The 24255-nt window shown below is 67.6% G+C and carries 33 protein-coding genes; 17 read left to right on the forward strand and 16 right to left on the reverse strand.

Annotation, left to right across the window (positions count from 1 at the left end):
• The first annotated feature begins 84 nt into the window (after positions 1 to 84).
• The 5 genes from ACO227_RS09805 (at position 85) to ACO227_RS09825 (ending at position 4956) form a co-directional block, all read left to right on the forward strand.
• The gene (locus ACO227_RS09805; RefSeq protein ID WP_423601658.1) at positions 85 to 1257 is read left to right on the forward strand and encodes an acyltransferase family protein; all 1173 of its coding nucleotides are present in this window, start codon (positions 85 to 87) and stop codon (positions 1255 to 1257) included.
• 31 nt (positions 1258 to 1288) lie between these two features.
• Positions 1289 to 2437 carry an acyltransferase family protein gene (locus ACO227_RS09810; RefSeq protein WP_423601659.1) on the forward strand — a complete coding sequence of 383 codons (1149 nt, stop codon included), beginning with the start codon at positions 1289 to 1291 and terminating at the stop codon, positions 2435 to 2437.
• Positions 2438 to 3424, forward strand: coding sequence for an isoaspartyl peptidase/L-asparaginase family protein (locus ACO227_RS09815; RefSeq protein WP_423601660.1), 987 nt, complete (start codon positions 2438 to 2440; stop codon positions 3422 to 3424).
• A 169-nt stretch (positions 3425 to 3593) separates the two neighbouring features.
• Positions 3594 to 4472, forward strand: coding sequence for a S1/P1 nuclease (locus tag ACO227_RS09820; protein WP_423601661.1), 879 nt, complete (start codon positions 3594 to 3596; stop codon positions 4470 to 4472).
• A gap of 280 nt (positions 4473 to 4752) precedes the next feature.
• Positions 4753 to 4956 (forward strand): hypothetical protein, encoded by a 204-nt coding sequence (locus ACO227_RS09825; RefSeq protein ID WP_423601662.1) that lies wholly within the window; start codon positions 4753 to 4755, stop codon positions 4954 to 4956.
• Positions 4957 to 5073: 117 nt separating this feature from the next.
• On the opposite strand, the gene ACO227_RS09830 is transcribed toward ACO227_RS09825, so the two are convergent.
• From ACO227_RS09830 to ACO227_RS09865, 8 genes are all read right to left on the reverse strand, one after another.
• Positions 5074 to 5370, reverse strand: a complete 297-nt coding sequence (locus ACO227_RS09830) for a hypothetical protein (RefSeq protein ID WP_423601663.1) — start codon at positions 5368 to 5370, stop codon at positions 5074 to 5076.
• A 268-nt stretch (positions 5371 to 5638) separates the two neighbouring features.
• Positions 5639 to 6151: a peptidoglycan-associated lipoprotein Pal gene (gene pal, locus ACO227_RS09835; protein WP_423601664.1), complete on the reverse strand. Its 513-nt coding sequence runs from the start codon at positions 6149 to 6151 to the stop codon at positions 5639 to 5641.
• A 53-nt stretch (positions 6152 to 6204) separates the two neighbouring features.
• Positions 6205 to 7572 (reverse strand): Tol-Pal system beta propeller repeat protein TolB, encoded by a 1368-nt coding sequence (tolB, locus tag ACO227_RS09840; RefSeq protein WP_423601665.1) that lies wholly within the window; start codon positions 7570 to 7572, stop codon positions 6205 to 6207.
• Positions 7569 to 8393: a cell envelope biogenesis protein TolA gene (locus ACO227_RS09845; RefSeq protein ID WP_423601666.1), complete on the reverse strand. Its 825-nt coding sequence runs from the start codon at positions 8391 to 8393 to the stop codon at positions 7569 to 7571. The genes tolB and ACO227_RS09845 overlap by 4 nt, the downstream gene beginning before the upstream one ends.
• A gap of 1 nt (position 8394) precedes the next feature.
• Positions 8395 to 8829: a protein TolR gene (gene tolR / locus ACO227_RS09850; protein WP_423601667.1), complete on the reverse strand. Its 435-nt coding sequence runs from the start codon at positions 8827 to 8829 to the stop codon at positions 8395 to 8397.
• Positions 8829 to 9542: a protein TolQ gene (gene tolQ / locus ACO227_RS09855; RefSeq protein WP_423601668.1), complete on the reverse strand. Its 714-nt coding sequence runs from the start codon at positions 9540 to 9542 to the stop codon at positions 8829 to 8831. The genes tolR and tolQ overlap by 1 nt, the downstream gene beginning before the upstream one ends.
• A gap of 7 nt (positions 9543 to 9549) precedes the next feature.
• Positions 9550 to 10002, reverse strand: a complete 453-nt coding sequence (gene ybgC / locus ACO227_RS09860; RefSeq protein ID WP_423601669.1) for a tol-pal system-associated acyl-CoA thioesterase — start codon at positions 10000 to 10002, stop codon at positions 9550 to 9552.
• Positions 10003 to 10055: 53 nt separating this feature from the next.
• Complete coding sequence (locus tag ACO227_RS09865) at positions 10056 to 10457, reverse strand: EVE domain-containing protein (protein ID WP_423601670.1); 402 nt, start codon at positions 10455 to 10457, stop codon at positions 10056 to 10058.
• A 165-nt stretch (positions 10458 to 10622) separates the two neighbouring features.
• On the opposite strand from ACO227_RS09865, the gene ACO227_RS09870 reads away from it, so the two are divergent.
• Positions 10623 to 11012 (forward strand): hypothetical protein, encoded by a 390-nt coding sequence (locus ACO227_RS09870; protein WP_423601671.1) that lies wholly within the window; start codon positions 10623 to 10625, stop codon positions 11010 to 11012.
• 85 nt (positions 11013 to 11097) lie between these two features.
• Entirely contained in the window at positions 11098 to 11379 is a 282-nt protein-coding gene (locus ACO227_RS09875) for a DUF3297 family protein (protein ID WP_423601672.1), read from the forward strand.
• Between the two features lie 120 nt (positions 11380 to 11499).
• On the opposite strand, the gene ACO227_RS09880 is transcribed toward ACO227_RS09875, so the two are convergent.
• The 3 genes from ACO227_RS09880 to ACO227_RS09890 all read right to left on the reverse strand — a co-directional run bounded on the left by ACO227_RS09880 (position 11500) and on the right by ACO227_RS09890 (position 14427).
• Entirely contained in the window at positions 11500 to 12252 is a 753-nt protein-coding gene (locus ACO227_RS09880) for an isocitrate lyase/phosphoenolpyruvate mutase family protein (RefSeq protein WP_423601673.1), read from the reverse strand.
• Positions 12253 to 12411: 159 nt separating this feature from the next.
• Positions 12412 to 13212, reverse strand: coding sequence for a LytR/AlgR family response regulator transcription factor (locus ACO227_RS09885; RefSeq protein WP_423601674.1), 801 nt, complete (start codon positions 13210 to 13212; stop codon positions 12412 to 12414).
• A 117-nt stretch (positions 13213 to 13329) separates the two neighbouring features.
• Positions 13330 to 14427, reverse strand: a complete 1098-nt coding sequence (locus ACO227_RS09890) for a sensor histidine kinase (RefSeq protein ID WP_423601675.1) — start codon at positions 14425 to 14427, stop codon at positions 13330 to 13332.
• A 108-nt stretch (positions 14428 to 14535) separates the two neighbouring features.
• Here ACO227_RS09890 and ACO227_RS09895 point away from each other — a divergent pair, with 108 nt between their 5' ends.
• Positions 14536 to 14961 carry an OsmC family protein gene (locus ACO227_RS09895; RefSeq protein ID WP_423601676.1) on the forward strand — a complete coding sequence of 142 codons (426 nt, stop codon included), beginning with the start codon at positions 14536 to 14538 and terminating at the stop codon, positions 14959 to 14961.
• A gap of 63 nt (positions 14962 to 15024) precedes the next feature.
• Complete coding sequence (locus ACO227_RS09900; RefSeq protein ID WP_423601677.1) at positions 15025 to 15357, forward strand: hypothetical protein; 333 nt, start codon at positions 15025 to 15027, stop codon at positions 15355 to 15357.
• 3 nt (positions 15358 to 15360) lie between these two features.
• On the opposite strand, the gene gpmA is transcribed toward ACO227_RS09900, so the two are convergent.
• The gene (gene gpmA / locus ACO227_RS09905) at positions 15361 to 16047 is read right to left on the reverse strand and encodes a 2,3-diphosphoglycerate-dependent phosphoglycerate mutase (RefSeq protein WP_423601678.1); all 687 of its coding nucleotides are present in this window, start codon (positions 16045 to 16047) and stop codon (positions 15361 to 15363) included.
• A 69-nt stretch (positions 16048 to 16116) separates the two neighbouring features.
• On the opposite strand from gpmA, the gene ACO227_RS09910 reads away from it, so the two are divergent.
• Positions 16117 to 16860: a dienelactone hydrolase family protein gene (locus ACO227_RS09910; protein WP_423601679.1), complete on the forward strand. Its 744-nt coding sequence runs from the start codon at positions 16117 to 16119 to the stop codon at positions 16858 to 16860.
• A 51-nt stretch (positions 16861 to 16911) separates the two neighbouring features.
• Here the strand turns inward: ACO227_RS09910 and ACO227_RS09915 are convergent, their stop codons facing one another.
• The 3 genes from ACO227_RS09915 to purB all read right to left on the reverse strand — a co-directional run bounded on the left by ACO227_RS09915 (position 16912) and on the right by purB (position 19560).
• Positions 16912 to 17526: a DUF4126 domain-containing protein gene (locus ACO227_RS09915; RefSeq protein WP_423601680.1), complete on the reverse strand. Its 615-nt coding sequence runs from the start codon at positions 17524 to 17526 to the stop codon at positions 16912 to 16914.
• 10 nt (positions 17527 to 17536) lie between these two features.
• The gene (locus ACO227_RS09920; protein WP_423601681.1) at positions 17537 to 18181 is read right to left on the reverse strand and encodes a hypothetical protein; all 645 of its coding nucleotides are present in this window, start codon (positions 18179 to 18181) and stop codon (positions 17537 to 17539) included.
• Positions 18182 to 18246: 65 nt separating this feature from the next.
• A complete protein-coding gene (gene purB, locus ACO227_RS09925) occupies positions 18247 to 19560 on the reverse strand; it encodes an adenylosuccinate lyase (RefSeq protein ID WP_423601682.1) in 1314 nt (437 codons plus the stop codon).
• Between the two features lie 298 nt (positions 19561 to 19858).
• Between purB and ACO227_RS09930 the strand changes: the two genes are divergently transcribed.
• Both ACO227_RS09930 and ACO227_RS09935 read left to right on the forward strand, forming a co-directional pair.
• Positions 19859 to 20332, forward strand: a complete 474-nt coding sequence (locus tag ACO227_RS09930) for an EF-hand domain-containing protein (RefSeq protein ID WP_423601683.1) — start codon at positions 19859 to 19861, stop codon at positions 20330 to 20332.
• Between the two features lie 95 nt (positions 20333 to 20427).
• Entirely contained in the window at positions 20428 to 20805 is a 378-nt protein-coding gene (locus ACO227_RS09935; protein ID WP_423601684.1) for a VOC family protein, read from the forward strand.
• Here ACO227_RS09935 and radC read toward each other — a convergent pair.
• Positions 20798 to 21490: a RadC family protein gene (radC, locus tag ACO227_RS09940; protein WP_423601685.1), complete on the reverse strand. Its 693-nt coding sequence runs from the start codon at positions 21488 to 21490 to the stop codon at positions 20798 to 20800. The genes ACO227_RS09935 and radC overlap by 8 nt on opposite strands.
• 166 nt (positions 21491 to 21656) lie before the next feature.
• Here radC and ACO227_RS09945 point away from each other — a divergent pair, with 166 nt between their 5' ends.
• The 5 genes from ACO227_RS09945 to ACO227_RS09965 all read left to right on the forward strand — a co-directional run bounded on the left by ACO227_RS09945 (position 21657) and on the right by ACO227_RS09965 (position 24234).
• Positions 21657 to 21974 (forward strand): AtpZ/AtpI family protein, encoded by a 318-nt coding sequence (locus ACO227_RS09945; protein ID WP_423601686.1) that lies wholly within the window; start codon positions 21657 to 21659, stop codon positions 21972 to 21974.
• Between the two features lie 34 nt (positions 21975 to 22008).
• Entirely contained in the window at positions 22009 to 22791 is a 783-nt protein-coding gene (locus ACO227_RS09950; RefSeq protein WP_423601687.1) for a F0F1 ATP synthase subunit A, read from the forward strand.
• Between the two features lie 62 nt (positions 22792 to 22853).
• Complete coding sequence (locus tag ACO227_RS09955; protein WP_265118568.1) at positions 22854 to 23081, forward strand: F0F1 ATP synthase subunit C; 228 nt, start codon at positions 22854 to 22856, stop codon at positions 23079 to 23081.
• 54 nt (positions 23082 to 23135) lie between these two features.
• Positions 23136 to 23627: an ATPase gene (locus ACO227_RS09960; RefSeq protein WP_423601688.1), complete on the forward strand. Its 492-nt coding sequence runs from the start codon at positions 23136 to 23138 to the stop codon at positions 23625 to 23627.
• On the forward strand, positions 23620 to 24234 hold the full coding sequence (locus ACO227_RS09965) for a F0F1 ATP synthase subunit B (protein ID WP_423601689.1): 615 nt from the start codon (positions 23620 to 23622) through the stop codon (positions 24232 to 24234). Before ACO227_RS09960 ends, ACO227_RS09965 begins: the two co-directional genes overlap by 8 nt.
• Positions 24235 to 24255 lie beyond the last annotated feature (21 nt).

Consider the following 24255-nt stretch of genomic DNA (forward strand, 5'->3'; position numbering starts at 1 on the left):
GCCGAGAAAGGCGGGCGGCCGATAACCAATTGGTTAATCCCCCGGGCCTATAGGCGTGCCGTGACCGATGTAGGCGATCAACCCGTGCGTACCAACCGCCATTATGGCCTCGACTGGCTGCGCATCGCGGCGTTCGCCCTGCTCATCCTCTATCATATCGGCATGGTGTTCGCGCCCTGGACCTGGGTGATCAAGACCAACCACAGCTATCCCGAGCTGATCGCGCCGATGTCGCTGCTCACCCCTTGGCGGCTGGCGCTGCTGTTCGCGGTGTCGGGATACGCCTCCTGGCACCTGTTCCAGAAGGCGGGGAGCGCGGGCAGGTTCCTGCGCCTGCGCAACGTCCGGCTGCTGGTGCCGCTCGCCTTCGGCATGGCCTTCCTGGTGCCGGTGGAGATGTGGGTGCGGGTGATGGAGAAGGGGTATCCGCACGGCTATCTCCATTTCTGGCTGTCCGACTATTGGCGTTCGGGCGAGTTCTGGGGGCGCGAGTTCCCGAGCTGGGAGCATCTGTGGTTCGTCGCCTATCTCTGGACCTATACCGCAATCCTCGCCGCGGCGCTGGCGATCGGCCGCGCCCGGATCGAGGCGGGCGCGGCGTGGCTGGTGGGGTGGCTGTCGAAGGGATGGCGCATCCTGTGGTTCCCGATCGCCGGCCTGGCCGCCGCGAAGCTCGCGCTGCTGTTCGTCGTGCCCGAGGATCATGGGCTGCTCCGCGACTGGGCGGGGCATGCGCAATATCTGCCGATGTTCCTGTTCGGCTTTGTGCTTGCCGGGCTGCCGCAGCTCTGGGCGCCGCTCGAGCGGAGGTGGAGGGCGGCGCTGGCGATCGCCGCACTGTCCGGCGCGGTCGTGGTGGTGGTCGAGCTGGTCTTTCCCGGCGAGGCGATCCCGCCGCGCTGGGTGATGGCGGGCGAGCGTGCCGCGCAGGTGGCGATGGCGTGGAGCATGACCATCGCGCTGTTCGTGCTCGCCGACCGCTTCTGGAACCGCGACCATCGCTGGCGCAAGTCGATCGCGGAGGCGGTGTTCCCCTTCTACCTGATCCATCAGCCGGCCATCGTCCTGATCACCTGGTATTCGCTTCCGCTCAAGCTCGATGCCTGGGTCGAGTTCGCGATGCTGCTCGCGGGCACCGGCGCGATCTGCGCGGCCTTCTACCTGGTCGGGCGCGAGATCGGCTGGCTGCGGCCGCTGATCGGGCTCGGCCCGCGGCCAGCCCGCGCATTGCCCGAGATTTCGCCGCAACCGGCCTGACATGGACCTCAGGCCGCGCTAATGGGCGGCGGTGGAACGGCATTACGGCATGGACTGGCTGCGGATCGGGGCGTTCGGCCTGCTGATCCTCTATCATGTCGGCATGGTCTTCGTGCCCTGGGGCTATCATGTGAAGACCGCGGCGCCCGCCGAATGGGTGACGGTGCCGATGCTGTTCACCAGCCCCTGGCGGCTGACCCTGCTGTTCCTCGTCTCGGGCTATGCGAGCCGCGCGCTGTGGGCCAAGTCGCGCCGGCCGGGCCGCTTCGTCGCCAACCGCACCTGGCGGCTGATCGTGCCGCTGCTGTTCGGCGTCGCGGTGATCGTGCCGCCGCAGACCTGGGTCGAGCTCGTGACCCAGCACGGCTACTGGTTCGACTACTGGACCTTCTGGGCGCACCATTACTGGTATTTCGGCACGCTCGACGGGATCATCGTGCCGACCTGGAACCATCTGTGGTTCGTCGGCTATCTGTGGCTCTACACGCTTGCGCTGGCGCTGATCGTGCTGGTGCCGGGCGGAAGCTGGGTGCAGCGCGCGTTCGACCGGATCTTCGCCGGCACCCGGGTGCTGTGGCTGCCCGCCGCCTATCTGCTGCTGACGCAGGTGGTGATCTTCCAGCGCTGGACCGACAGCCACGACGTGGTCAACGACGGCGTCGCGCATCTCGCCTATTTCCCGGCCTTCCTGTTCGGCTTCGCGCTCGCGGGGTCGGAGCCGGTGATGGGCTGGATCGCGCGGCTGTGGAAGCCGGCGGCGGTGCTGGGTCTCGCCGGCTATGTCGTGTCGATTGCGATCGACATCGCCTATGCCGCCGATCCCCCGTGGGTGGTGGGAAGGATCATGCTCGCCGCGCGCTACATCCAGTGCTGGATGACGATCGTGGCGCTGATCGGGATCGCGGAGGTCTTCCTCAACCGCGACCACAGGCTGCGACCGATGCTGACCGAGGCGGTGTTTCCCTTCTACCTCATCCACCAGACGATCATCGTCGTTGCGATGTACTGGCTGCTCAAGCTCGCCCTGCCGGGGTTCGCGGAATTCGCGATCCTCGTCGCCGCGACCGCGCTCGGCTGCTGGATCTTCTATCGCTATGGCCGCGAGATCCCGTTGCTGCGGCCGCTGATCGGGCTCAGGATGGAGCGGCGCGACCGTCCCGCCCCAAGCCCGGAGGCCTGAATGACCCGCCTGTTCCTCATCGCCGGAGCCCTGCTGATGTCGCTTCCCGCCACGGCGCAGGACAAGCCCGAATGGACGCTGGTGATCCATGGCGGCGCGGGCGTGATGGAACGCGGCAAGATGACGCCCGAGCGCGAGGCGGCGGTGCGCAAGGCGCTGGACGCGTCGCTGGAGGCCGGGTCGAAGCTGCTGGCCACGGGCGGCAGCGCGCTCGACGCAGTCGAGGCGGCGGTGAAGGTGCTGGAGGACGACCCCAATTTCAACGCCGGCCGCGGCGCGGTGTTCACCTATGAGGGCACCAACGAGCTCGACGCCTCGATCATGGACGGCTCGACCCGCAAGGCTGGCGCGGTCGCGGGCGTGACGCGCTCGAAGAACCCGATCAGCCTCGCGCGGCGGGTGATGGAGGACAGTCCGCACGTGATGCTGGCGGGGAAAGGCGCGGACCAGTTCAGCGCCGAAAAGGGGCTGGAGCAGGTCGACCCCTCCTATTTCGCGACCGAGGAGCGCCGCCGCCAGCTCGAGACGCTCAAGGCGCAGAAGACCAGCTGGTTCGACGTCGATCGCAAGTTCGGGACGGTCGGCGCGGTGGCGATGGACGCCAGGGGCCATGTCGCCGCCGCGACCTCGACCGGCGGGATGACCGGCAAGCGCTGGGGCCGGATCGGCGATTCGCCGGTGATCGGGGCCGGCACCTATGCCGACGACCGGGCCTGCGCGGTCTCGGCGACCGGGGCAGGCGAATATTTCATCCGCGAGGGCGTGGCGCACGAGATCTGCGCGCGGGTGCGGTTCAAGGGGGAGCGCCTCAAGGCCGCGGCGGACGTGGTGATGGCCGAGACCAAGGCACTCGGCGGCACCGGCGGCGTGATCCTGACGGGTCCCACCGGCGAGATGGCGTGGAGCTTCAACACGCCGGGCATGTATCGCGGCAAGGTTTCGGCGGGGGGCAAGAAGACGGTCGCGATCTACGGCGACGAGGACTGAACGATGTTTCGCGCCGGAAGTTGACACAAAGTTTACGCTATGGCTCCCCCGATCCGCTTGCGGTCTGGATGCGCGCGTGCCGCCAGGAACACGAAGCACATTTTAGAACATATATAGAACATTCGCGAATATTGCAAGCGATTTCGCATCGACGGGGTATGGCGGCCATATGATTCGCCACATCCTCGCCGCCGTCGTTTTCGCCGCGACGCTGATCGCCTCGCCCGCCTTCGCCTATTGGGAATATGGGCACGAGACGATCGCCGCGATCGCCTACAGGAACGTCAAGCCCGAGACGCGGCGCGCGATCGACCGGCTGCTGGCGCGCCAGGCGTTGCTCGAGACGCCGACCTGCCCGGCGCGCACGATCGAGCAGGCGAGCGTCTGGGCCGACTGCATCAAGCCGCTCGGGCCGCGCTTCAGCTATGCCTATAACTGGCACTATCAGAATGTGGGCATCTGCAAGCCGTTCACGCTCAAGGGCAATTGCCCCGACGGCAATTGCGTCTCGGCGCAGATCGAGCGAGACGTCAAGCTGCTGCAGGACCCCAAGGTGCCGGTGCGCGAGAAGGTGATGGCGCTCGCCTTCCTCACGCATTTCGTCGGCGACCTGCACCAGCCGCTGCATGCCGGGGACAAGGGCGACCTGGGCGGCAACCGGGCGCGGTCGGACTATGGCATCTATGGGCCGGAGCGGCTGAACCTGCACAGCATCCTCGACGGCTGGCTGGCCGAGCGCGCGATCTCCACGCCGCCGCCGCTGATGGTCGCCTATCCGGCGGACGAGCGGCGTGCGATGGGGGCGGGGACGGTCGAGGACTGGAGCCGCGAGAATTGGGAAGCGGCGAAACAGGCCTATGCGGCGGCGTTCGGCGGCGACCCGTGCCGAGCCGACATCCCCGAGCGCGGCAAGCTGGACGACGCGGCGATCGAGCAGCTGGTGCCGATGCTGCGCCTGCAGGTGCAGCGCGGGGGTCTGCGCCTCGCGCGGCTGCTCGACGAGGCGTTCGGTCCGCCGCCGCCCGAGGCGCCGAAGCCGGCCGGCTGATCCGCCGATCACGCCTCGTCTTCCTCCTTCCTGGGCGGGCGGCCGCGCCTGCGGCGCCATTGCGGCGGCGGCGCGCAACGTGAGCAGGATGGCGCGGGTGTCGTCGCCGCGCACGATCGTTCCGGTGAAATTCCCCCGATACCGGCGCGGCTGAAGATCGGTGGCCAGCGCCCGGTCGAGCGCGAATTCGAGGGCGCGCCGCCGCGCGTCCGCAAGCGCGGTCGTCCAGGCGGCCGCGAAGCTTTCCGCGCCGGTGCGCCGCCGAAGCTTGTACGCGGAGGTGACGCTCATTCCCGCCGCGCGCAGCCCGGCCCACGCAGCCGGTGGGGGCGAGCTCGGCGATGAACGCGTGCTGGCGATCGACGTCCAGCCGTCATGGCGACGGCGGGCGAGCGGTGCCGGCACGAAGGAGGGGATCGCCACGGTTTCGGCGAAGGCGGGAGAGTCGGAGTCGCGCATCGACCAGTCTATGCGCGCTTTGTAACGTGTAGGAAGGTTCTTTATTTGTTCTGGCGTGCCGGGCTCACGGCGCGGGCGGCAAGTGGGTGGTTAGGCGACAGGCCACTTTAGCTGCCTGACACCCGAGGCGATTGTGCAAGTCTCACGGATCAGTTGGAACGTAAAAGGCGTACCCTCCGGGCGACATCTCACCGAAGGCGAAAACCTTGGTGATGCCATCCTCGTCAATCTCGTAAATGTCGAAACGGTGAATCTGACTAAGGTAGGCCGGATGTGGAAGATGCACTTCGCCTATCCGCCGCCATAAAGAGAAGTCCGGCCACTCGGTTGCATCGCTCAAGGGCCAATCCAACCCATCGGCTCTCATTCCTAGTGACGCCCAGTTCGCCAACGCTTTTTCTCCAGCTGCTCCAGAGCTTGCAGTGGCGCGCCGCTTCACCACCTGCAAACCGACGTTCCACAATCCATCGCGAGCGTCTGCTATCGGGTCGTTAGCAGTGGTTGCTCTCTTCGTCATTCCGGCCTTGTGCCGGGATCCAACGGGAGGCGAAGTGGAAGCAAGAGGCTCTATCGCATTGCCCGAGGTGCCGTGGATCCCGGCACAGGGCCGGGATGACGGAATAGCCGCAACCGGGCGTGTTTGCGGGCGCAACGAAAAGGGGCGCGTACCCTGCGGCACGCGCCCCTTCGCTGTCCGTCGCAAACGATCAGTTGATGACGATCGTCACCGCGCGGCGGTTCTGGGCCCAGCTCTGCTCGTCCGAGCCGAGCGCGATCGGGCGTTCCTTGCCGTAGCTGATCGTGGTGATGCGCGTCGCCGAGACGCCGCGCGCCGCGAGATAGTTCTTGGCGGCGTTGGCGCGGCGGTCGCCCAGCGCGAGGTTGTACTCGCGCGTGCCGCGCTCGTCGGCATGGCCCTCGAGCGTGATGCGCGTGTTGGGGTATTGCGTCAGCCACTGCGCCTGGCTGTCGAGGATCGTGCGCGCCTGCGCGTCGATGTCGTACTGGTCGAGCGCGAAGTGGATCGTGTCGCTCGACACGTTCTGCTTGAAATGCTCGGGGGTGCCGGGCTGCGCCGTGCCGCCGGTGTCGGTGCCGGGCGCGGGGCCGGGATCGACCACGCCGGGGCCCGGCGGCAGCGTCTCGGGGCGCTTCTTCGAGCAGGCGGCGACGGCGATCGCCATGGTGCCGATGATGAGGGCGGTTCTGAGCTTTGCCATTGGTGGTGCCTCCTAGGCTATTGCGGATTTCGTGAGTGAGTGAGTGATCGGCATCAGGGGCGTAACGGTCCCCAGGCCGGATCGGATCCATCGAGCGGGGTGGGGATGCGCCGGGCATTGGTGCCGGTGAGGTCCACCGACCAGACATCGGCCTTGCCCGAGCGGCCCTGCGCACCGCGATAGAACATCAGCACGCGGCCATTGGGCGAGAAGGACGGGCCCTCGTCGCCCCAGGCGTTGGTCAGCAATTTCTCGCCGCTGCCCGAGGGGGTCATCACGCCGATGCGGAAGCCGCCGCCGCCCATGCGGGTGAAGGCGATGAGGTCGCCGCGCGGGCTCCACACCGGGGTCGCGTAGCGCCCGCCGCCGAAGCTGATGCGCTGCTGGTTCGAGCCGTCGGCGTTCATGACGTAGAGCTGCTGCGTGCCCGAGCGGTCGCTCTCGAACACGATGCGGCGGCCGTCGGGCGAGTAGCTGCCGCCGGTGTCGATGCCGGGGCCGCTGGTCAGCTGCTGCGGGGAGCCGCCGGTCGACGAGATGCGGTAGACATCGGCATTGCCCGCGGTCGACATGGTGAACAGGATCCAGCGCCCGTCGGGCGAGAAGCGCGGCGCGAAGGCGAGCGACACGTTGGTGACGAGCAAGCGCTGGCGGCCCGAGGCGAGGTCGTAGACATAGAGCGCGGGCTTGTCGCCCTGGTAGCTCATATAGGCGATGCGCCGCTCGTCGGGGGAGAGGCGCGGGGTCAGCACGATCGACTGGCCGTTGGTCAGGAAGCGGTGGTTGGCGCCGTCCTGGTCCATGATCGCGAGGCGCTTGATGCGGCGGTTCTTGGGGCCGGTCTCGGAGACATAGACGACGCGGCTGTCGAAATAGGGGCCCTCGCCCGACAGGCGGGTGTAGATCGCGTCGGCGCATTTGTGCGCGGCGCGGCGCCAGTCGGACGGGCCGACCTCGAACCCCTGGCGAGTGAGCTCGGTGCCGAGCGCGACGTCGTAGAGATAGCAGCCGACGGTGAGGCGCCCGCCGCCGCCAGCCTGGACATAGCCCTGGACCAGCGCCTGCGCGCTGGCGCCGCGCCAATAGGCGAAGTCGGGCGCGCGGACCTCGCCGGTGGTCGGGGTGCGCACGCCGTTGGGGCCGATCGGCTTGAACAGGCCCGAGTTGCGCAGGTCGGCGGCGATCACCTCGGCGATCTGGCGGCCGAGCGCCTCGGTATTGCCCGCGGGGGTCTGCACCGCCTGAGTCGTCGGCATGGCCGGGATCAGGATGGTGAGATCGGCCGAGGCGGTGTCGGTGACGTCGACGCTGAGGCCCTCTTCCTGCTGGGCGGGCGCCGGGATGGTGGGCGGGGTCACTTCCTCCTGCGCGACCACCGGCGTGGCGATCAGGAGGGCGACGAGCGAGAGTGCGGGCTTCATCGGCTGAGGTTCCTGTCGAAATTGGGACGGAGGATCTTCCAGGCGTCGTAATATTCTTCCGGAAGGTTGAAGGGGGCGGCGAGGCGCGCCGCGTTGAGCGCGCGTTCCTTGTGCAGGTCGGCCTGCGCGCGGTTGCTGGCGTTGACGCCGGTCTGGTTGATGACCCGCGGCGGTGAGGCGAGCGAGCCGTCGCGGTTGAGGCGGATCTCGACCGTGGTGCGGAGCAGCTCGACATCGGCGCCGGTGGGCGAGCGCCAGTGCGGGCGGAGCTGGCGGATGACCTCGGCGGCGAGGCTCGACTTGACCGCGGCGCCGATCTGGCTGGCCTGCGGGGTCTTGGCCTTGCCCTTGCTCGGCTGGTCGGTGAGGCCGTCGACGATGCCCGAAAGGCGGCCGGTCGGGCGCACCTCACGCCGCGTCGGCTGGGGCTGGGCCTTGGGCGGGGCGGCGCTGGCTTTCTTGGGCTCGGCCTTTTGCGGCTCGGGCTTGCGCGGCGAGGGGCGCGGCTCGGCCTTGGGCGGTGTGGGATCCGGGCGCACCACCGGCTCGGGCTCGGGGCGCTCGACCGGGGGCGGCGTGACGGGCTCGGGCAGGGCGGGAGTCTCGGCGAGGCGCTCGGCGGGGGCTTCGCGGTTGATCTCGGGCGCTTCGCTGACGAGGCCGGCCTCGTCGGTCAGCGAGATCTCGATCGGGGTCGGCTGGAGCTTCTCGGGGTTCGGCGTGGCGAGGAAGCCGACCGTCAGCAGGCCGAACAGGATCACATGGCCCAGCACCGCCAGGCCGATCCCCGTTCCCTCGCGACGGTCGAGCGCCAGCGCCATGTCAGCCGCCGTCCACCGGCGTGGTCACCAGCGAGACCTTGTTGAGGCCGACGCGGTTGAGCTCGCCCATCACGCGCATGACCTTGCCGTACTCGAGGCGCAGGTCGGCGCGGAGATAGACTTGCGGCTTGTCCGCGCCGCGCTGGCTGGCGATCTCCTCGAGCAGCGGGGGCAGGCCTTCCTCGGTCACCTCGGTGTTGTCGAGATAGAGCTTGCCCGCCTGGTCGATCGAGATCTGGACCGGCTTCGCGTCCTGATCGAGCGGCTTGGCGCGGCTCTCGGGCAGGTTCACCTGCACGCCCGCGGTGAGCAAGGGCGCGGTGACCATGAAGATGATCAGCAGCACCAGCATCACGTCGACCAGCGGCGTGACGTTGATGTCCGCCATCGGCGCGCGGCGGCCCTTGCCGCGGGCGGAGGGAAGCTGCGCGCCCATCAGAGCCCCGGCTTGCCCGGGACCGGGCCGCTGTCGAGCTGGCGGCTGAGCGTGGTGTGGAAGCCGTCGGCGAAGCGATTGAGGTGCGCCTCGACCTTGTTGATGCCGTGGCTGAAGCGGTTGTAGGCGATCACCGCGGGGATCGCCGCGAACAGACCGATCGCGGTGGCGAACAGCGCCTCGGCGATGCCCGGCGCGACCACCGCGAGCGAGGTGTTCTGCTCGCTGGCGATCGCGGTGAAGCTGCGCATGATGCCCCAGACGGTGCCGAACAGCCCGACGAACGGCGCGACCGAACCGACCGTGGCGAGAATGTTGAGCCGGTCGGAGAGCTTGTCGATCTCATGTGCGACCGCGGCGCCCATCGTCGTGGCGAGCCGCTCGCGCGTGCCCTCTTTGTCGAGCGCGCGCCCGCCGGTCGAGCGGCGCCATTCGGTGACTCCGGCCGCAAAGACGCGCGCGACCGGATGGTCGCTGTCGCCGTGCATGCGGTAGAAGACGTCGATGTCGTCGGACTTGCGATAGTCGCGCTCGAACGCGTCGGTCGACTTGCGCGCCTTGGCGATGCGGCCGCGCAGCGAGAAGATGATGCCCCAGGTCCAGATGCTGGCGAGCAGCAGGCCGATCATCACCGCCTTGACCACCCAATCGGCCTGGAGGAACAGCCCCAGCGGCGACATCGCCGCAGCGTCGGTATTCACGAACAATTCCATGTGTCGCTCAATTCCCCTTCGATACAAGCGGCACGAACGCTTCGACCCAATGGGCCGGCTGCCGCCTGGGACGCCCGCTGGGCGCCACGAACGCGGCCTCGACCTCTGCCTGAACGAGCAATTCGTCGTGCCGCATGACTCGTTGCTGAATATCGACTGACGCCGCACGAACGCGGAGCAGCCGGCTGACGACGGTCAACGCATCATCGAGCCGGGCGGGTGCAGCAAAGCGAAGTTGCATGCGCGTGACGGCATAGGCGCCGTCGCCGGCTTCGTGCGCGGCGCGCTGGTCGATCCCGGCGAGGCGCAGCATGTCCGAGCGCGCCCGCTCCATGAAGCGGAGATAGTTGGCGTGATAGACCACCCCCGACAGGTCCGTGTCCTCGAAATAGACACGGACCGGGAAACGATGCTCGAGGCCGTCGAAGCGGCCGGCGATCATAAGGTCGTCGGCGGGCATTAAGCATCTTCCCTAGCGGCGCGGAGTCGCGAGGGGAACCCGTTGGCGGGTCGTTACGCCTTCGACATGTCGATGACTTGCTTCCACTCGTCGGGTGTGACCTTGCCGACCGAGAGGCGCGAGAATTTGACGAGGTCCATCTCGGCGAGCCTGGGCTCGGCCTTGACCTGCTTGAGCGTGACCGGCCTGGCGAGCGGCTCGACCGGCTTCACCTCGACCGAGACCCAGTGCTTGCCGTCGCCGTCGGGCTTGGCCTCGCGGCTCACCTCCATGATGCCGACGATCTCCAGCCCCTGGACGCTGTGGTAGAAGAAGGCGCGGTCGCCGACCTTCATCGCCTTGAGGTTGAGCGCGGCGGTATAGTTGCGCACCCCGTCCCACTCGGTCTTGCCGTCGCGGACCAGATCGTCCCAGCTGAAGGTTTCGGGCTCGGACTTCATCAGCCACAGGTTCATGGACGGTTCCTCTGTTTGTGCCGCCTTCAAACGCCAAACGACTCTAAACCGCAAGTGAACACGCGATTCCGCGGCAATTCAGGTCGACTCGGGCAAGGTGCAGCCAAGACGCCCGCTGATGCGTTGTCCGGCGTCGAGAAGTGCTCTTTGCACGAGGAGGAAGTCATGAAGACCATCACCAAGGCGGTGCTCGGACTGACGCTCGGCGCCACCGCGCTCACCGCGGCTGCCCCGGCGGAGGCGCAGCGCTATTATCGTTACCGCGACCGCGACAATACCGGTACTGCGATCGCCGCCGGGATCGCGGGCGTCGTGATCGGCGCTGCGCTCGCTTCGTCGAGCCGCGACCGCTATTACGACCGCTACGACCGGCGCTATTACAATTACGACCGCTATTATTACGACTATGACCGGCCCTATTACCGGGACCGCGGCTATTATCCGCGCGACGGTTATTACTACCGGCATTATGAACGCCGCGGCTGGCGCGGCTGCTCGATCCGCCGCGTCTACGATCCCTATCTGGGGCGCCGGGTCCGCGTTCGTTACTGCTGACCCCAAGCACAGCGGTGACAAGGGCGGCGCGGGTTCATCCCGCGCCGCTTTTGTTTGTCCGGCGCATGCGCTAGACGCGCGCGCCATGACCGACACTCCTCCCGATCGGCTCTCGGTCAACCCGAAGAGCCCGCATTTCGACGCCGACCTCCTCCAGCGCGGCATCGGCATCCGCTTCAAGGGCAACCAGCGCCGCGACGTCGAGGAATATTGCATTTCCGAAGGCTGGATCCGCGTGCAGCTCGGCAAGAAGACCGACCGCAAGGGCGATCCGCTGACGATCAAGTTGAGCGGCCCCGTCGAGGCGTGGTTCGAGACCGGGGCGGCGGGCGAGGGCGGCGAGGGCGAGGCTTCGGAAGAGGCCTGACCCGTACCGTCATCCCGGCCCTGTGCCGGAATCCACCGCTCCCCGTGCGATGCCTTCTCCGCGCCCGCGCTTCGCTTGCCTCCCGATGGACCCCGGCACAAGGCCGGGGTGACGGCTGGGTTACTGGTTGAACGCCTCTCGCGCCGAGTCCTCCAGCCCCTGCATCGCCGCGCGATAGGGAAAGGGACCGTGGCTGATCCGCGCGACGCCGGCCTGTGCCACCGCCGCGGCGTCGGGCGCGCCGGGGAAGGCCATGAAATTCACCGGCAGCGGCGATTCCCAGCACACCCGCGCGAGCAGCTCGAGATTGGCGAGGCCCGGGACGAACAGGCCGTTGGCGCCCGCGGCGGCATAGGCATGGGCGCGCTCGATCGCGGCATCGACCTTGGCTTCGTCATGCGTGTCGGGCTTGGCCTGCAGGAAGATGTCGGTGCGCGCGTTGATGAAGAAGGCGGGGCCGGCCGCGGCGCGGATCGCGGCGATGCGCTCGGCCTGGAAGGCGCAGGGATGGATGCCCTCGCCGCCGACCACCTGGTCCTCGAAATTGCAGCCCACCGCCCCGGTCGCCGCGAGCCGCGCGACATTGGCGGCCGCCGCCTCGGGCTCGACCGCATAGCCGCCCTCGAAGTCGATCGTCACCGGCACGGCGACCGCCGCGACGATGCGCGCGGCGATGTCGAGCACCAGGTCGAGCGGCACCGCCTGGCCATCCGCGAAGCCGTTGGCCATCGCGACCGAGGCGCTGCCGGTGGCCACCGCCCGCGCGCCAGCGGCGGCGACCGCCCGGGCCGAGCCGGCATCCCAGATGTTGAACAGCACCAGGGGTTCGCGCGGGACGTGCAGCGCGGCGAAGCGATCGAACATGTCGGTCATCGGGGGGTTCCTCCTCTTTGCGGCCGTTCTACTGCCGGAACGAAGAGGGAACAACCCGAAAGTTGCGGTGAAGGTGGGTGCCAGCCGGATCAGCGCGCTTGCTAATTCCTCCCCTTCCAGGGGGGAGGAATTAAGAGGGGCCGACCTAGAGATCCGTCCTCAGTGGACGAAGCGCGCCACCACGTCGCGATAGGAGCGGCTGACCTTCACCTGCGATCCCGAATCGAGGATCAGGAAGCATTCGCCATTGGTGTGCGGCTTGACCTGCTTGACCTGATCGAGGTTGACGATGGTCGAGCGGTGGACGCGCTGGAAGCGGCGCGGGTCGAGGCGCTTCTCGAGGTCCTTCATCGTCTCGCGCAGGACGAGCGTGTTGTCCGCGGTCTTGATGCACATGTAGTCGCCGGCGGCCTCGACCACCTCGATCGTGTCGACGTCGACGCGGAAGATCTGGCCGCGGTCCTTGATGTTGATGAGCTTCTCGTAGCGGCTCGACGCGACCTCGCCGCTGTCGGTGGCGAGCTCCTCGGCGGCTTCGGGCGCGACCTCGGCGAGCACTTCCTTGAGCTTCTCGACTTCCTCGACGCCGCGCTTCTCGGTCAGGCGCTGGCGCACGCGCTCGAGCGTGTCGGCGAGCCGCGCCTCGTCGACCGGCTTCATCAGATAGTCCATCGCATTCGCCTCGAACGCGCGGATCGCGTGGTCCGAATAGGCGGTGACGAATACGAACAGCGGCGGCTCGACCTCCATCAGGCCCTGGACGACCGAGAAGCCGTCGAAGCCGGGCATCTGGATGTCGAGGAAGACGAGGTCGGGCTTGTGGGTCTTGATCGAGCGGATCGCCTCGCGGCCGTTCTGGCACTTGTCGATGATCTCGACGTCGTCATGCGCCTGGAGCCGCAGCTCGAGGCCCTGGATGGCCAAGGGTTCGTCATCGACCAGGATGGTGCGGATCGTCATGATTCCTCTTACTCTCATCCGGCGCCGCGCCGATGCCCCCGGCGCGCTGCCACACTATCCCCTGCCTTTGATGCCTGTCTTCCCCTGCCTAACGAGCTCGTTACGGCATGGTTCCGATCAGGCTGCTTCCCGCGTCTGCTCCTCGATCTGGAACGGAATTTCGATCTCCACGCGAAACCCCCGTCCGGGGTCCGAGCGCGCTTCGAAACGATGATCCGGCCCGAAAGCCTGCGCCAGACGTTCCCTTATATTGGTGAGCCCGACCCCGGTTGAAAGGCTTGGCCGGTTCTTGCCCTCGATCAATCCCGGCCCGGTGTCCGATACGGTGATCTGCACCCGATCGCCGGTGAGCCGAGCGACGACGCAGATTTCGGCGCCTTCCTCCTGCGGCGTGACGGCGTATTTGATCGCGTTCTCGACCAGCGGCTGGAGCAGCAGCGAGGGCAGGCGCGCCTTGACCGTGCGCGGATCGATGTCGAACACCGGCTTCAGCCGCTCGTCGAAGCGCATCTTCTCGATCTCGAGATAGAGCTTCAGCGTCTCCACCTCCTGCGCCAGCGTGACGTGCGCGGTCGGCTCGTTGGCCAGCGTGTAGCGCAGGAAGTTGGAGAGGCGGGCGAGCATCGCGTTGGCGCGGTCGGTCTGCTTCAAGAGCACCAGCGTCGAGATCGAGTTGAGCGTGTTGAACAGGAAATGCGGGTTGAGCTGGTAGCGCAGCATCGCGAGTTGCGCCGAGCTGGCCTGGCTCTCCAGCGCCTGCATCTGGTCGATCTGGTCCTCGACGATCAGGTAGAAGTTGATGCCGAAGTAGAGCGCCGACCAGCCGGCGATGACGATGAAGTTCAGGAACAGGCTGCCCAGCACCAGCGGAATCTCGATCCCCGGCTCGCCGCGCATCACCGAGACAGTGAAGGCGTTGAGCACGGCGTAGATCAGCGTCGCCGCGGCGAGCGTCGCAATCGTCGCGAGGATCCCGGTGATGCGCGGCAGGCGGCGGAAATAGCCGTAGAGCGCGGAAAGCAGCAGCGTCAGGCAATAGCCCACGATCGATTCGATCGTGACACGGATGATGTCCTGGAAACTGAATGCGTTGATCGAGGTATTCGAGACGGCGCGCAGTATCAGATAGCCGCCCCAGCCGGCGCCCTGCAGCAGCCAGAAGGCGCGGCTCTTCTGCTCGAAGAAGGGGCGGGAGAGGACGTCGGGGTTCTTCATGCGATTTCGATTTCTCTAATCGGTAATCCGCGCGGCGCAAAGGCGGGGCCCTTGCGCTACATAGGGGTTGCGCAACCGACTCACCCCATTCCCATCAGGAGAACGCCAATGACCACGCGTACCGCCACCGCCCGCTATTCCGGCTTCGGCAAGGAAGGGAAGGGCGCGATCACCACCCAGTCGGGCGTGCTGACCGACCAATATTACGCCTTCAATACCCGCTTCGAGGAAGAGCCGGGCACCAATCCCGAGGAGCTGATCGCCGCGGCGCATGCCGGCTGCTTCACCATGGCGCTGAGCTTCGCGCTGGCGCGCGCGGGCTATTCGGACGGCACGCTCGAGACCAAGGCGGCGATCAAGCTCGAGCAGAAGGACGGCGGCTTTGCGATCACGCGCTCGGATCTCACCCTCACCGCCTCGGTTCCCGGCATCGACCCGGCCGAGTTCGAGAAGCTGGCGAAGGAGGCCGAAGCCAATTGCCCGGTCTCGAAGGTGCTCAATGCCGAGATCACGCTGACTCACACGCTCAGCTGAGGCGGAACGGCACGGGTGCCTCGCCCGTTGTCGGGGAAATCCCTGACGTGAGGCGAGGCACCCATGGCCAAGAAAAAGCAGAAGAAGTCCAAGGCGAACCGCTCGGACGGGCCGGGCATCGCCGCGATCTCGATCGGCGCGGCGGCGATCGCGGCGGGCGCGGCGGTGATCGGCTATGCCGCGATGCGGCTGCGCGGGCCGAGAAACGCCGAGCACGAGGCGCCCGATCTGGCACTCGACCAGCCGCATCCGGGTCCTGAGGACCGTGCGCCCGAAGCGTTCAGGCCCGATCCGACCGCTCCGGTGCCGGCGAGCGAGCGCGAAGGGCTGCGGCCCGCGACCGGTCCGGCGCCGAGCATGATGCCCGGCCGGACCGAACCCGCCTACGAAACCTGAGGCTCAGCGCTCGTTGAGATAATAGCGGTCGGTCGGCGTCAGGTCGTCGGCAAGTTCGTAGACGATCGGCTGGCCGGTCGGAATTTCGAGCCCGGTGATGTCGGCGTCGGAGATGCCCGAGAGGTGCTTGACCAGCGCGCGCAGCGAGTTGCCGTGGGCCGCGATCAGCACGCGCTTGCCGGCCTTGAGCTCAGGGGCGATGCGCTCGTCCCAATAGGGCAGGACGCGGGCGATGGTGTCCTTGAGGCTCTCGGTCTGCGGGATCGGGATGCCCTTGTAGCGCAGGTCCTGCGCGAGGTCCCAGGGCGAGCCCTCCTCGGGCAGCGGCGGCGGGATGTCGAAGCTGCGCCGCCACAATTTGACCTGGTCGTCGCCGTGGAGCGCCGCGGTCTCGGCCTTGTTGAGACCGGTGAGGCCGCCATAGTGGCGCTCGTTGAGCTTCCAGCTCTTCTCGGTCGGCAGCCACAGCCGGCCCATCGCCTCGAGCGCGAGGTTGAGCGTCTTGATTGCGCGGCTCTGAAAGCTGGTAAAGGTCAAGTCGAAGTCGAGGCCCTTCTCCTTCATCAGCTCGCCCGCCGCCCAGGCCTCGCTGACGCCCTGCTCGGTCAGATCGACGTCCCACCAGCCGGTGAAGCGGTTCTCCAAATTCCAGGCGGACTGGCCGTGGCGGATCAGGACGAGCGTGGGCATGGGCTTCTCCTTGCGGGAATTCGCCCGCGTCCTTAGCGGATGCGCACGGCAGGGCAACGGAGGATGGTCATGGCGATCGAAAGGCGAACCATACTGTATGACGGGCCGGGCGGCCCGTTCGAGGGCGTGGCGGCGTTCGATACCGCGTGGGAGGGACCGCGGCCCGGCGTGATGATCGTCCCCAACGTGCTCGGCGAGAAGGAGCAGGACCGGGTGATCGCCGAGCGGCTGGCCGGGCTGGGCTATGTCGGGTTCGTCGCCGACACCTATGGCCAGGGCAAGCGCACCACGCGCGAATCGCCCGATCCGGCGGTGTATATGAACCAGCTCAATGCCGACCGCGTACTGCTGCGCGACCGGCTGCACGCGAGCGTCGCCGCGCTGAAGGCGCTGCCGGAGGTCGACGCATCACGGACGGCGGCGATCGGCTTCTGTTTCGGCGGCAAGTCGGTGATCGATCTTGCGCGGGCCGGCGGGGTGCTGGGCGTGGTGGCGTTCCACGGCATCTTCGACGCGCCGGGCTATGACTATCCCAAGCCGATCGCGGCGAAGCTGCTGATCTGCCACGGGTGGAACGACCCGCTCGCGCCGCCCGAAGCGGTGACCGCGCTCGCGGCCGAGCTGACCGAGGCAGGCGCGGACTGGCAGCTGCACTGCTATGGCCATGCCGGGCATGGCTTTACCGACAAGAGCATGAGGGGATCGGCGCGACCTGGGTTCGGATATGACGCGAGCGCGGACCGGCGCAGCTGGCAGGCGATGCGCGCGTTTCTGGATGAGGTGTTCGAATCTCCACCGTCATCCCGGCCTTGAGCCGGGGCCGGGCTTCTTCGGGCGGTGACGGAAAGGAAGCTCGGCCCTGGGTCAAGCCCGGGGTGACGGGTCGGGCGCGTGCCGCTCGCGGTTCAGCAATTTCCGCAGCAATCGCCGCAGCAGCACGAGCGCGGCGATCGTCGCGGCGAGGATCAGCACCGCAATCACCACCGCCGCGATCGGGTTGGACAGCGCGAGGAACAGCAGCCCGCCGGTGACGATATCCTCGCCGGTCGAGACCACCGCGTTGCTCACCGGCTCGGGGCTGGTGTTGACGACCGCGCGCGTGCTCGCCTTGGCGCCGTGGGTGAGCAGCGAGGCGCCGCCGCCGAGCAGCAGCGCCGCCACTTGCCACGCCGGATCGGAGGGATCCACGATGGCGAGCGCGAGCAGCGCCCCGCCGAGCGGGCGGATCAGCGTGTGCACCGCGTCCCACGCCGAATCGAGCCACATCACCTTGTCGGCGAAGAACTCCGCGACCGCGCCGAATCCTGCGATGCCGATCACCCAGGGATTGGCGAGGACGTCGAGCATGTGCAACTTGTCGGGCAGGTCGACCCAGCCGGTGTACATGGCGAGGCCGACTGCGAAGACGCAGAGATAGAGCCGCCAGCCCGCGAGCAGACTGACGCTGGCGGCGAGGCCGATGATCTCGACCGCGCTCATCGCTGCACGATCAGGAGGCCGGCTTGGCCGCCGGCTTGCGCGCTGCCGGCTTGCGGGCGGCGGGTTTCGCCGCAGGCTTGCGCGCGGCCGGCGCCTTGGGCTTGGCCGCCGCCGCAGGCTTGGCAGCGGTCTTGGTGGCCGCGGGCTTGGCGGCAGCGGGTTTCGCGGCCGGAGCCTTGGTTGCCGAAGCCTTGGCCGGCGCAGCCTTGGGCTTGGCGGCGGTGCGCGGCTTGGCCGCAGTGGCCTTGGTCGCGGGTTTCGCCGGAGCCTTCTTCGCCGCCGGCTTCCTGGCGGCGGGCTTGGCCGGTGCAGGCGGCGCGGCGGGTGCTTCAGGCGCCGTGGGGGCGGGGTCGAACAACCGGCTCGACACGCGCTCGGCCGCCTTGGCCGCCAGCGCGGTGGCGAGCATCTTGGCGCTTTCGCCGATATCGCCCTTCTTGCCCGCGGGCTTGGCCTCGCTCGACTTGCTGGCTGCCTTGCCGACATTCACGGCGAGCGCTGCGAGGCCGGCGGAGACGATGTCGGCGATGAACGGGTGCCGGGCCATCTCGACGAACTTGTCGGCCTGCTTGCCGATCTCCTTGGCGAACTTCGCAGCCGGATCCTTCTTCGCGTTCTTCGGCTTTGCCGCCTTGTTCTTCTTGTCCTTCGCCATGTGCCCACTCCTGCCGTGTTACGAAACTGTCACAGCAACTGGAGTTCGCGTCAATCTCTGTCGCGTCAGGCCCCGAACACGCGGTCGAAGATCGTGTCGACCTGGCGGAAGTGATAATCGAGGTCGAACTTTTCCTCGATCTCGGCCGGGGAGAGCGCCGCGGTGACCTCAGGGTCGGCCTTGAGCAGCTCGAGCAGCGACAGCTCGCCGTCGCTCTCCCACACCTTCATCGCGTTGCGCTGGACCAGGCGATAGCTGTCCTCGCGCGACACGCCGGCCTGGGTCAGTGCGAGCAGCACGCGCTGCGAATGGACGAGACCGCCCATGCGGTCGAGATTCTTCTGCATCCGCGCGGGATAGACGAGCAGCTTGTCGATCACGCCGGTGAGGCGCGCGAGCGCGAAGTCGAGCGTGATCGTCGCGTCGGGGCCGATGTAACGCTCGACCGAGGAGTGCGAGATGTCGCGCTCGTGCCACAGCGCGACATTCTCCATCGCGGGGATCGTGGCGCTGCGCACCATGCGGGCGAGACCGGTGAGGTTCTCGGTCAGCACCGGGTTGCGCTTGTGCGGCATCGCCGACGAGCCCTTCTGGCCGGGCGAGAAATATTCCTCGGCCTCGAGCACCTCGGTGCGCTGGAGGTGGCGGATCTCGACCGCGAGGCGCTCGATCGAGCTGGCGATCACGCCGAGCGTCGCGAAGAACATCGCGTGGCGGTCGCGCGGGATGACTTGAGTCGAGACCGGCTCGACGGCGAGGCCGAGCTTGGCGGCGACATGCGCTTCGACGCGCGGATCGATATTGGCGAAGGTGCCGACCGCGCCCGAGATGGCGCAAGTGGCGATGTCGGCGCGCGCCGCCTGGAGGCGCGCCTTGTTGCGGGCGAACTCGGCATAGGCTTCCGCCATCTTGAGGCCGAAGGTCACCGGTTCGGCATGGATGCCGTGGCTGCGGCCGATCGTCGGAGTCAGCTTGTGCTCGAACGCGCGGCGCTTGAGCACCTCGAGCAACTGGTCGAGGTCGGCGAGCAAGATGTCCGCCGCGCGCGCGAGCTGCACCGCGAGGCAGGTGTCGAGCACGTCCGAGCTGGTCATGCCCTGGTGCATGAAGCGCGCCTCGTCGCCGACATTCTCGGCGACCCAGGTGAGGAAGGCGATCACGTCGTGCTTGGTGACGGCTTCGATCGCGTCGATCGCGGCGACGTCGATCTGCGGCTTGGTCGCCCACCAGTCCCACAGCGCCTTGGCCGCGCTCTTCGGCACCACGCCCAGCTCCGCCAGCGCCTCGGTCGCATGCGCCTCGATCTCGAACCAGATGCCGAAGCGAGTCTCGGGCGACCAGATCGCGGTCATTGCGGGGCGGGAATAGCGGGGGACCATGGAATGCCTTTCGTGCTGCGCGGGCGCCCCTAGCAAAGCAGTTCCGCCCCGGCAAACGCGAGCGCGCCAAAAACAATCGCCTCGCTTCATCGCGAATTTGCCACGTCGACGAGACGAAGCGAGTTCCGGGGCTGACAAGTCGAACGAATGAGAAATTTTGTCATGGAACGTGATAAATATGCAACGGGTTGATTGGTTGCAGTTCAGTCCAGCTATCCTATCTGCTCTAACAAGCAAGCGGATAGAATAACTTAGGAGATCAATGATGCTTAAATCCATTCTTCTTGCCAGTGCAGTGATGATTTCGGCACCGGTACTTGCGCAGGAGGCCCCGGCGCAGGAAACGGCTCCGCCGGCGCAGGAGCAGACCACGCCGCCTGCGGAGACCACGCCGCCGGCCGAAGCCACCGCGCCCGCCGCGCCCGCTGAGACCGCGCAGCAGCCGCAGGAAGCGGCTCCCGCGCAACAGCCGGCGCAGACCGCGGAGCAGCCCGCGCAATCGGGCCAGCAGCCGGCCAATGCCGCGCAGATCGCACAGGTCGTCGACCAGGGCTTCCCGACCTATGACAAGGACGCCGACGGCAGCCTGAAGGCCGAGGAGTTCAACAGCTGGATGGTCGCGCTGCGCTCGGCCAGCGAGCCGGCGTTCCAGGGCCAGTCGGCCGCCGACAAGGAATGGCTGACTCGCGCGCTCGCCGCGGCGGATGCCGACAAGTCGGGCGGCGTGAACAAGGAGGAGCTCAAGACCTTCCTCGCCCCGGCGGCTTCGTAAGCGCTTTCCGGGACGGGATTCCTCGCATCTCCCGTCCCGCGGCCGCCGGACCCAAGTGGTTCGGCGGCCGTTTTCATAGGGGAGAGGAGTCCAGCATGATCCACCATGTCTCGGTCGGCGGCAGCGACCTCGAACGTTCGCGCATCTTCTATCAGGCGGTGATCCCGCTGCTCGGCTACCGGCTGGTCAGCGAGGACGAGCAGTCGCTCGACTATGGTTCGGGGGTGTTCGCGTTCAGCGTCGAGCGCCCGCTCGACGGCGAGCCGGCGACGGGTGGCAACGGCACGCACATCGCGTTCGAGGCGCGGACGCGGGCGGATGTCGACGCGTTCCATCGCGAGGGGCTGGCCAATGGCGGCCGCGACGCCGGCGCGCCGGGACTGAGGCCCGAATATGACGCCAATTACTATGGCGCGTTCCTGTTCGATCCCGACGGCAACAAGGTCGAGGCGGTGACCTTTTCGGCTACATGAGGCCCATCGACCTGAGGCTCGAATGGCCCTCGGTGCCGATGATGAGGTGGTCGTGCACGGCGATGCCGAGCCGCTTGCCGGCCTCGACGATGTTGCGGGTCAGCTCGATGTCGGCGCGGCTCGGGGCGGGGTCGCCGCTCGGGTGATTGTGGACCAGGATGATCGCCGCGGAGCCCAGATCGATCGCGCGGCGGATCACCTCGCGGACATAGACCGGCGCCTCGTCGACCGAGCCCTCATGCATCAGCTCGTCCCGGATCAGCATGTTGCGGCTGTTCATGTGGAGCACGCGCACGCGCTCGATCGCGTGGTGCGCCATGTCGGCGCGGAGATAGTCGAGCAGCGCCTGCCAATTGGCCAGCACCGGCCGCGCCGCCACCTCGCCGCGCAGCAGCCGGAGCGCGGCGGCATGCGCGATCTTGAGCGCGGCGACCGAGGTCTCGCCCATGCCGGGCACGCGCGCGATCGCCTCGGCGTCCGCGGTGAGCAGCCCGGCGATTCCGCCGAACTCGTGCAGCAGCGCCTTGGCCAGCGGCTTGGTGTCGCGCCGGGGAATCGCGAGCGCGAGCAGATATTCGACCAGCTCATGGTCGAGCAGGCCCTCGCCATCGGCCAGCAGCCGCTGCCGCAGCCGGGCGCGATGGCCCGTGCCGTCGGTGATTCCCTCGCTGTCGGCTGCCCCCATGCGCCGAGCCTATCCGCGCCGCGGCCGGCAGGGAAGGGCGATGCGCTGACAGGATGTTGCGCCGCGGTTGACTCGGCGCACCCCCCTTTCTAAAGCGCGCGTGCCTTGGCGGGCTCGCCGCTCGGCACATGCGTTTCGCCCGGTGTAAGGCCTTGGGAGAGACGAAATGGCAGAGAACGAGCCCGGACTGGACCCCCTCAAGGAGGATGCGCGCATCACCTCGCTCAACGAGCGGCTGGCGCAAGCACAATCCGACGAGGCGATCCGCAGGGGCGAGGGGCAAGACAAGGGCGAAGCAAGCTATCGCCTGGGAAACCGAGTCCTGAGCCTGCTGATCGGCGGTCTGGTGGGAGGAGCGTTGATCGGGTGGCTGCTCGATCGGCTGCTTGGTACCTCTCCCTGGCTCCTGCTGGTGATGTTGTTCCTCGGAATCGCATCCGCCTTCAGGAACATCATCAAGATTTCGAACCAGCGCTCGAAGTGACTTTCGGGCGCTTCGGTTAATTTGGGACGCAAGCGTGGCTGAGGAATCTGGCAAGATCGACCCGATGCACCAGTTCGAGGTGCAGACGATCTGGGACGGCTTCAACATCGCGGGACATCAGATCGCCTTCACCAACTCGGCGATGTGGATGCTCGTGACGGTCGTCGTGCTGTGGGTGTTCATGGCCGGCGGGATGAAGCAGGCGGTCGTGCCCGGCCGCTGGCAGATGCTGGTCGAGAACTTCACCGGCTTCATCGCCAAGCTGGTCGACGAGAATATCGGCAAGGGCGGGCGGAAATACCTGCCCTACATCTTCTCGCTGTTCATGTTCATCCTGTTCGCCAACCTGCTCGGCCTGCTGCCGCTCGGCATCTTCGGCGTCCATCCCTTCACCTTCACCAGCCACTTCACGATCACCGGCGTGCTGGCGATCATGAGCTTCTCGATCGTGCTGATCGTCGGCTTCTGGAAGCACGGCCTCCACTTCTTCAGCCTGTTCGTGCCGCACGGCACGCCGGTGCCGATGATCCCGCTGATCTTCCTGATCGAGCTGATCTCGTTCCTGTTCCGCCCCTTCTCGCTGGGTCTGCGACTGTTCGTCGCGATGACCGCGGGGCATATCCTGCTCAAGGTGCTGGCGGGTTTCGTGATCAATTCCGGCGCCGCCAGCCCGCTGTGGGGCGGCGTGGTCGGCATCCCCAGCTTCGCGCTGATGGTCGGCATCTCGGCGCTCGAAGTGCTGGTCGCCGGCATCCAGGCCTATGTCTTTGCGCTGCTCACGTCGCTGTACATCCACGACGCCGAGCATCTGCACTGAGTTCACTCGTACCAACCAACGATATCTGAAGCAGGAGTTTTGAAATGGAACCGACCGTCATGATCAGCCCGGAAGCGGCGAAGCTCATCGGCGCCGGCCTGGCCGCCATCGGCGCGGGCATGGCCGCGATCGGCGTGGGCACCGTCTTCGGCCAGTTCCTCGAGGGCGCGCTGCGCAACCCGGGTGCGGCCGATGGCCAGCAGGGCCGCCTGTTCATCGGCTTCGCGGCCGCCGAGCTTCTCGGCCTGCTCGCGTTCGTCGTGGCGATGATCCTGATCTTCGTCGCGTAATTCTCCGGATTCGGGCGGGGGCGTGAACCCCGCCCGCAAACGGATTGGATTGAAATGCCTCAAATCTCGCAACTTGCGGCGACCTGGGCGTCACAGCTGTTCTGGCTGCTGCTGACCTTCGGCTTCGTCTATTTCTTCATCGGCCGGGGCATGGCGCCGAAGGTCCAGGCGACCGTGGATCAGCGCGACCAGACCGTCGCCGACGATCTCAAGGCCGCCGAGGCCGCGCGCGCTGCGGCCGACGCCGCCGAGGAGACCTGGCGCGGCCATGAGAATGCGGCGCGCGAGGCGGCGCAGAAGAAGCTCGCCGAGGCGCGCGGCAAGGCCGCCGCGGCGACCGAGAAGCAGCTCGCCAAGGCGGGCGGCGAGATCGACGCCAAGGTCGCCGAGGCGGAGGCGCGCATCGCCGCCGCTGCGCAGGCCGCTCAGGGCGAGATCGAGGCGGTCGCCGCCGAGGCGGCGCAGGACATCGTCGCCAAGGTTTCCGGCGCGAAGGTGACCGCGGCCGAGGCGCAGAATGCAGTGAAGGCGGCGATCAATGGCTGAGGATCCCGTGGCGCACAATCTGAGCCAGGCCGAGCACGGCAAGGGCATGCCCCTGCCGCCCGAGGCCGGCGCCAAGGCGCTGACCACCGAGGAAGGCGCGCACCATCCCGAGCCCGCGAGCTTCGGCTTCGTCGATGCCACGGTGTGGGTGTCGATCGCGATGGCGGCGTTCATCGCGATCCTGCTGTGGAAGAAGGTCCCGGGCCTGATCACCCGCGGCCTCGACAACCAGATCGCGGCGATCAAGGCGCGGCTCGACGAGGCCAAGGCGCTGCGCGCCGAGGCCGAGGCGCTGCGCGACGAATATGCGCGTAAGATCGCCAGCGTCGAGGCGCAGGCGGCCGAGATGGTCGCGCACGCCGACGAAGAGGCGAAGGCGCTGGTCGCCAAGGCCAAGAAGGACGCCGACGAGCTGGTCAAGCGCCGCGGCAAGATGGCCGAGGACAAGATCGCCGCGGCCGAGCGTGCCGCGCTCGATCAGGTCCGCGCGCGTGCCGCCGACGCGGCGGCCAAGGCGGCCGCGTCGATCATCGCGCAGAAGCACGATGCCGGCGCCGACAAGGCGCTGGTCGACACCACCATCGCCGGCCTCTCGCGGCTCAACTGAGGGTTGCCGCCGCAGTAACGA

The sequence above is a fragment of the Sphingomonas sp. MS122 genome, assembly GCF_049532975.1.
GTDB lineage: Bacteria > Pseudomonadota > Alphaproteobacteria > Sphingomonadales > Sphingomonadaceae > Sphingomonas.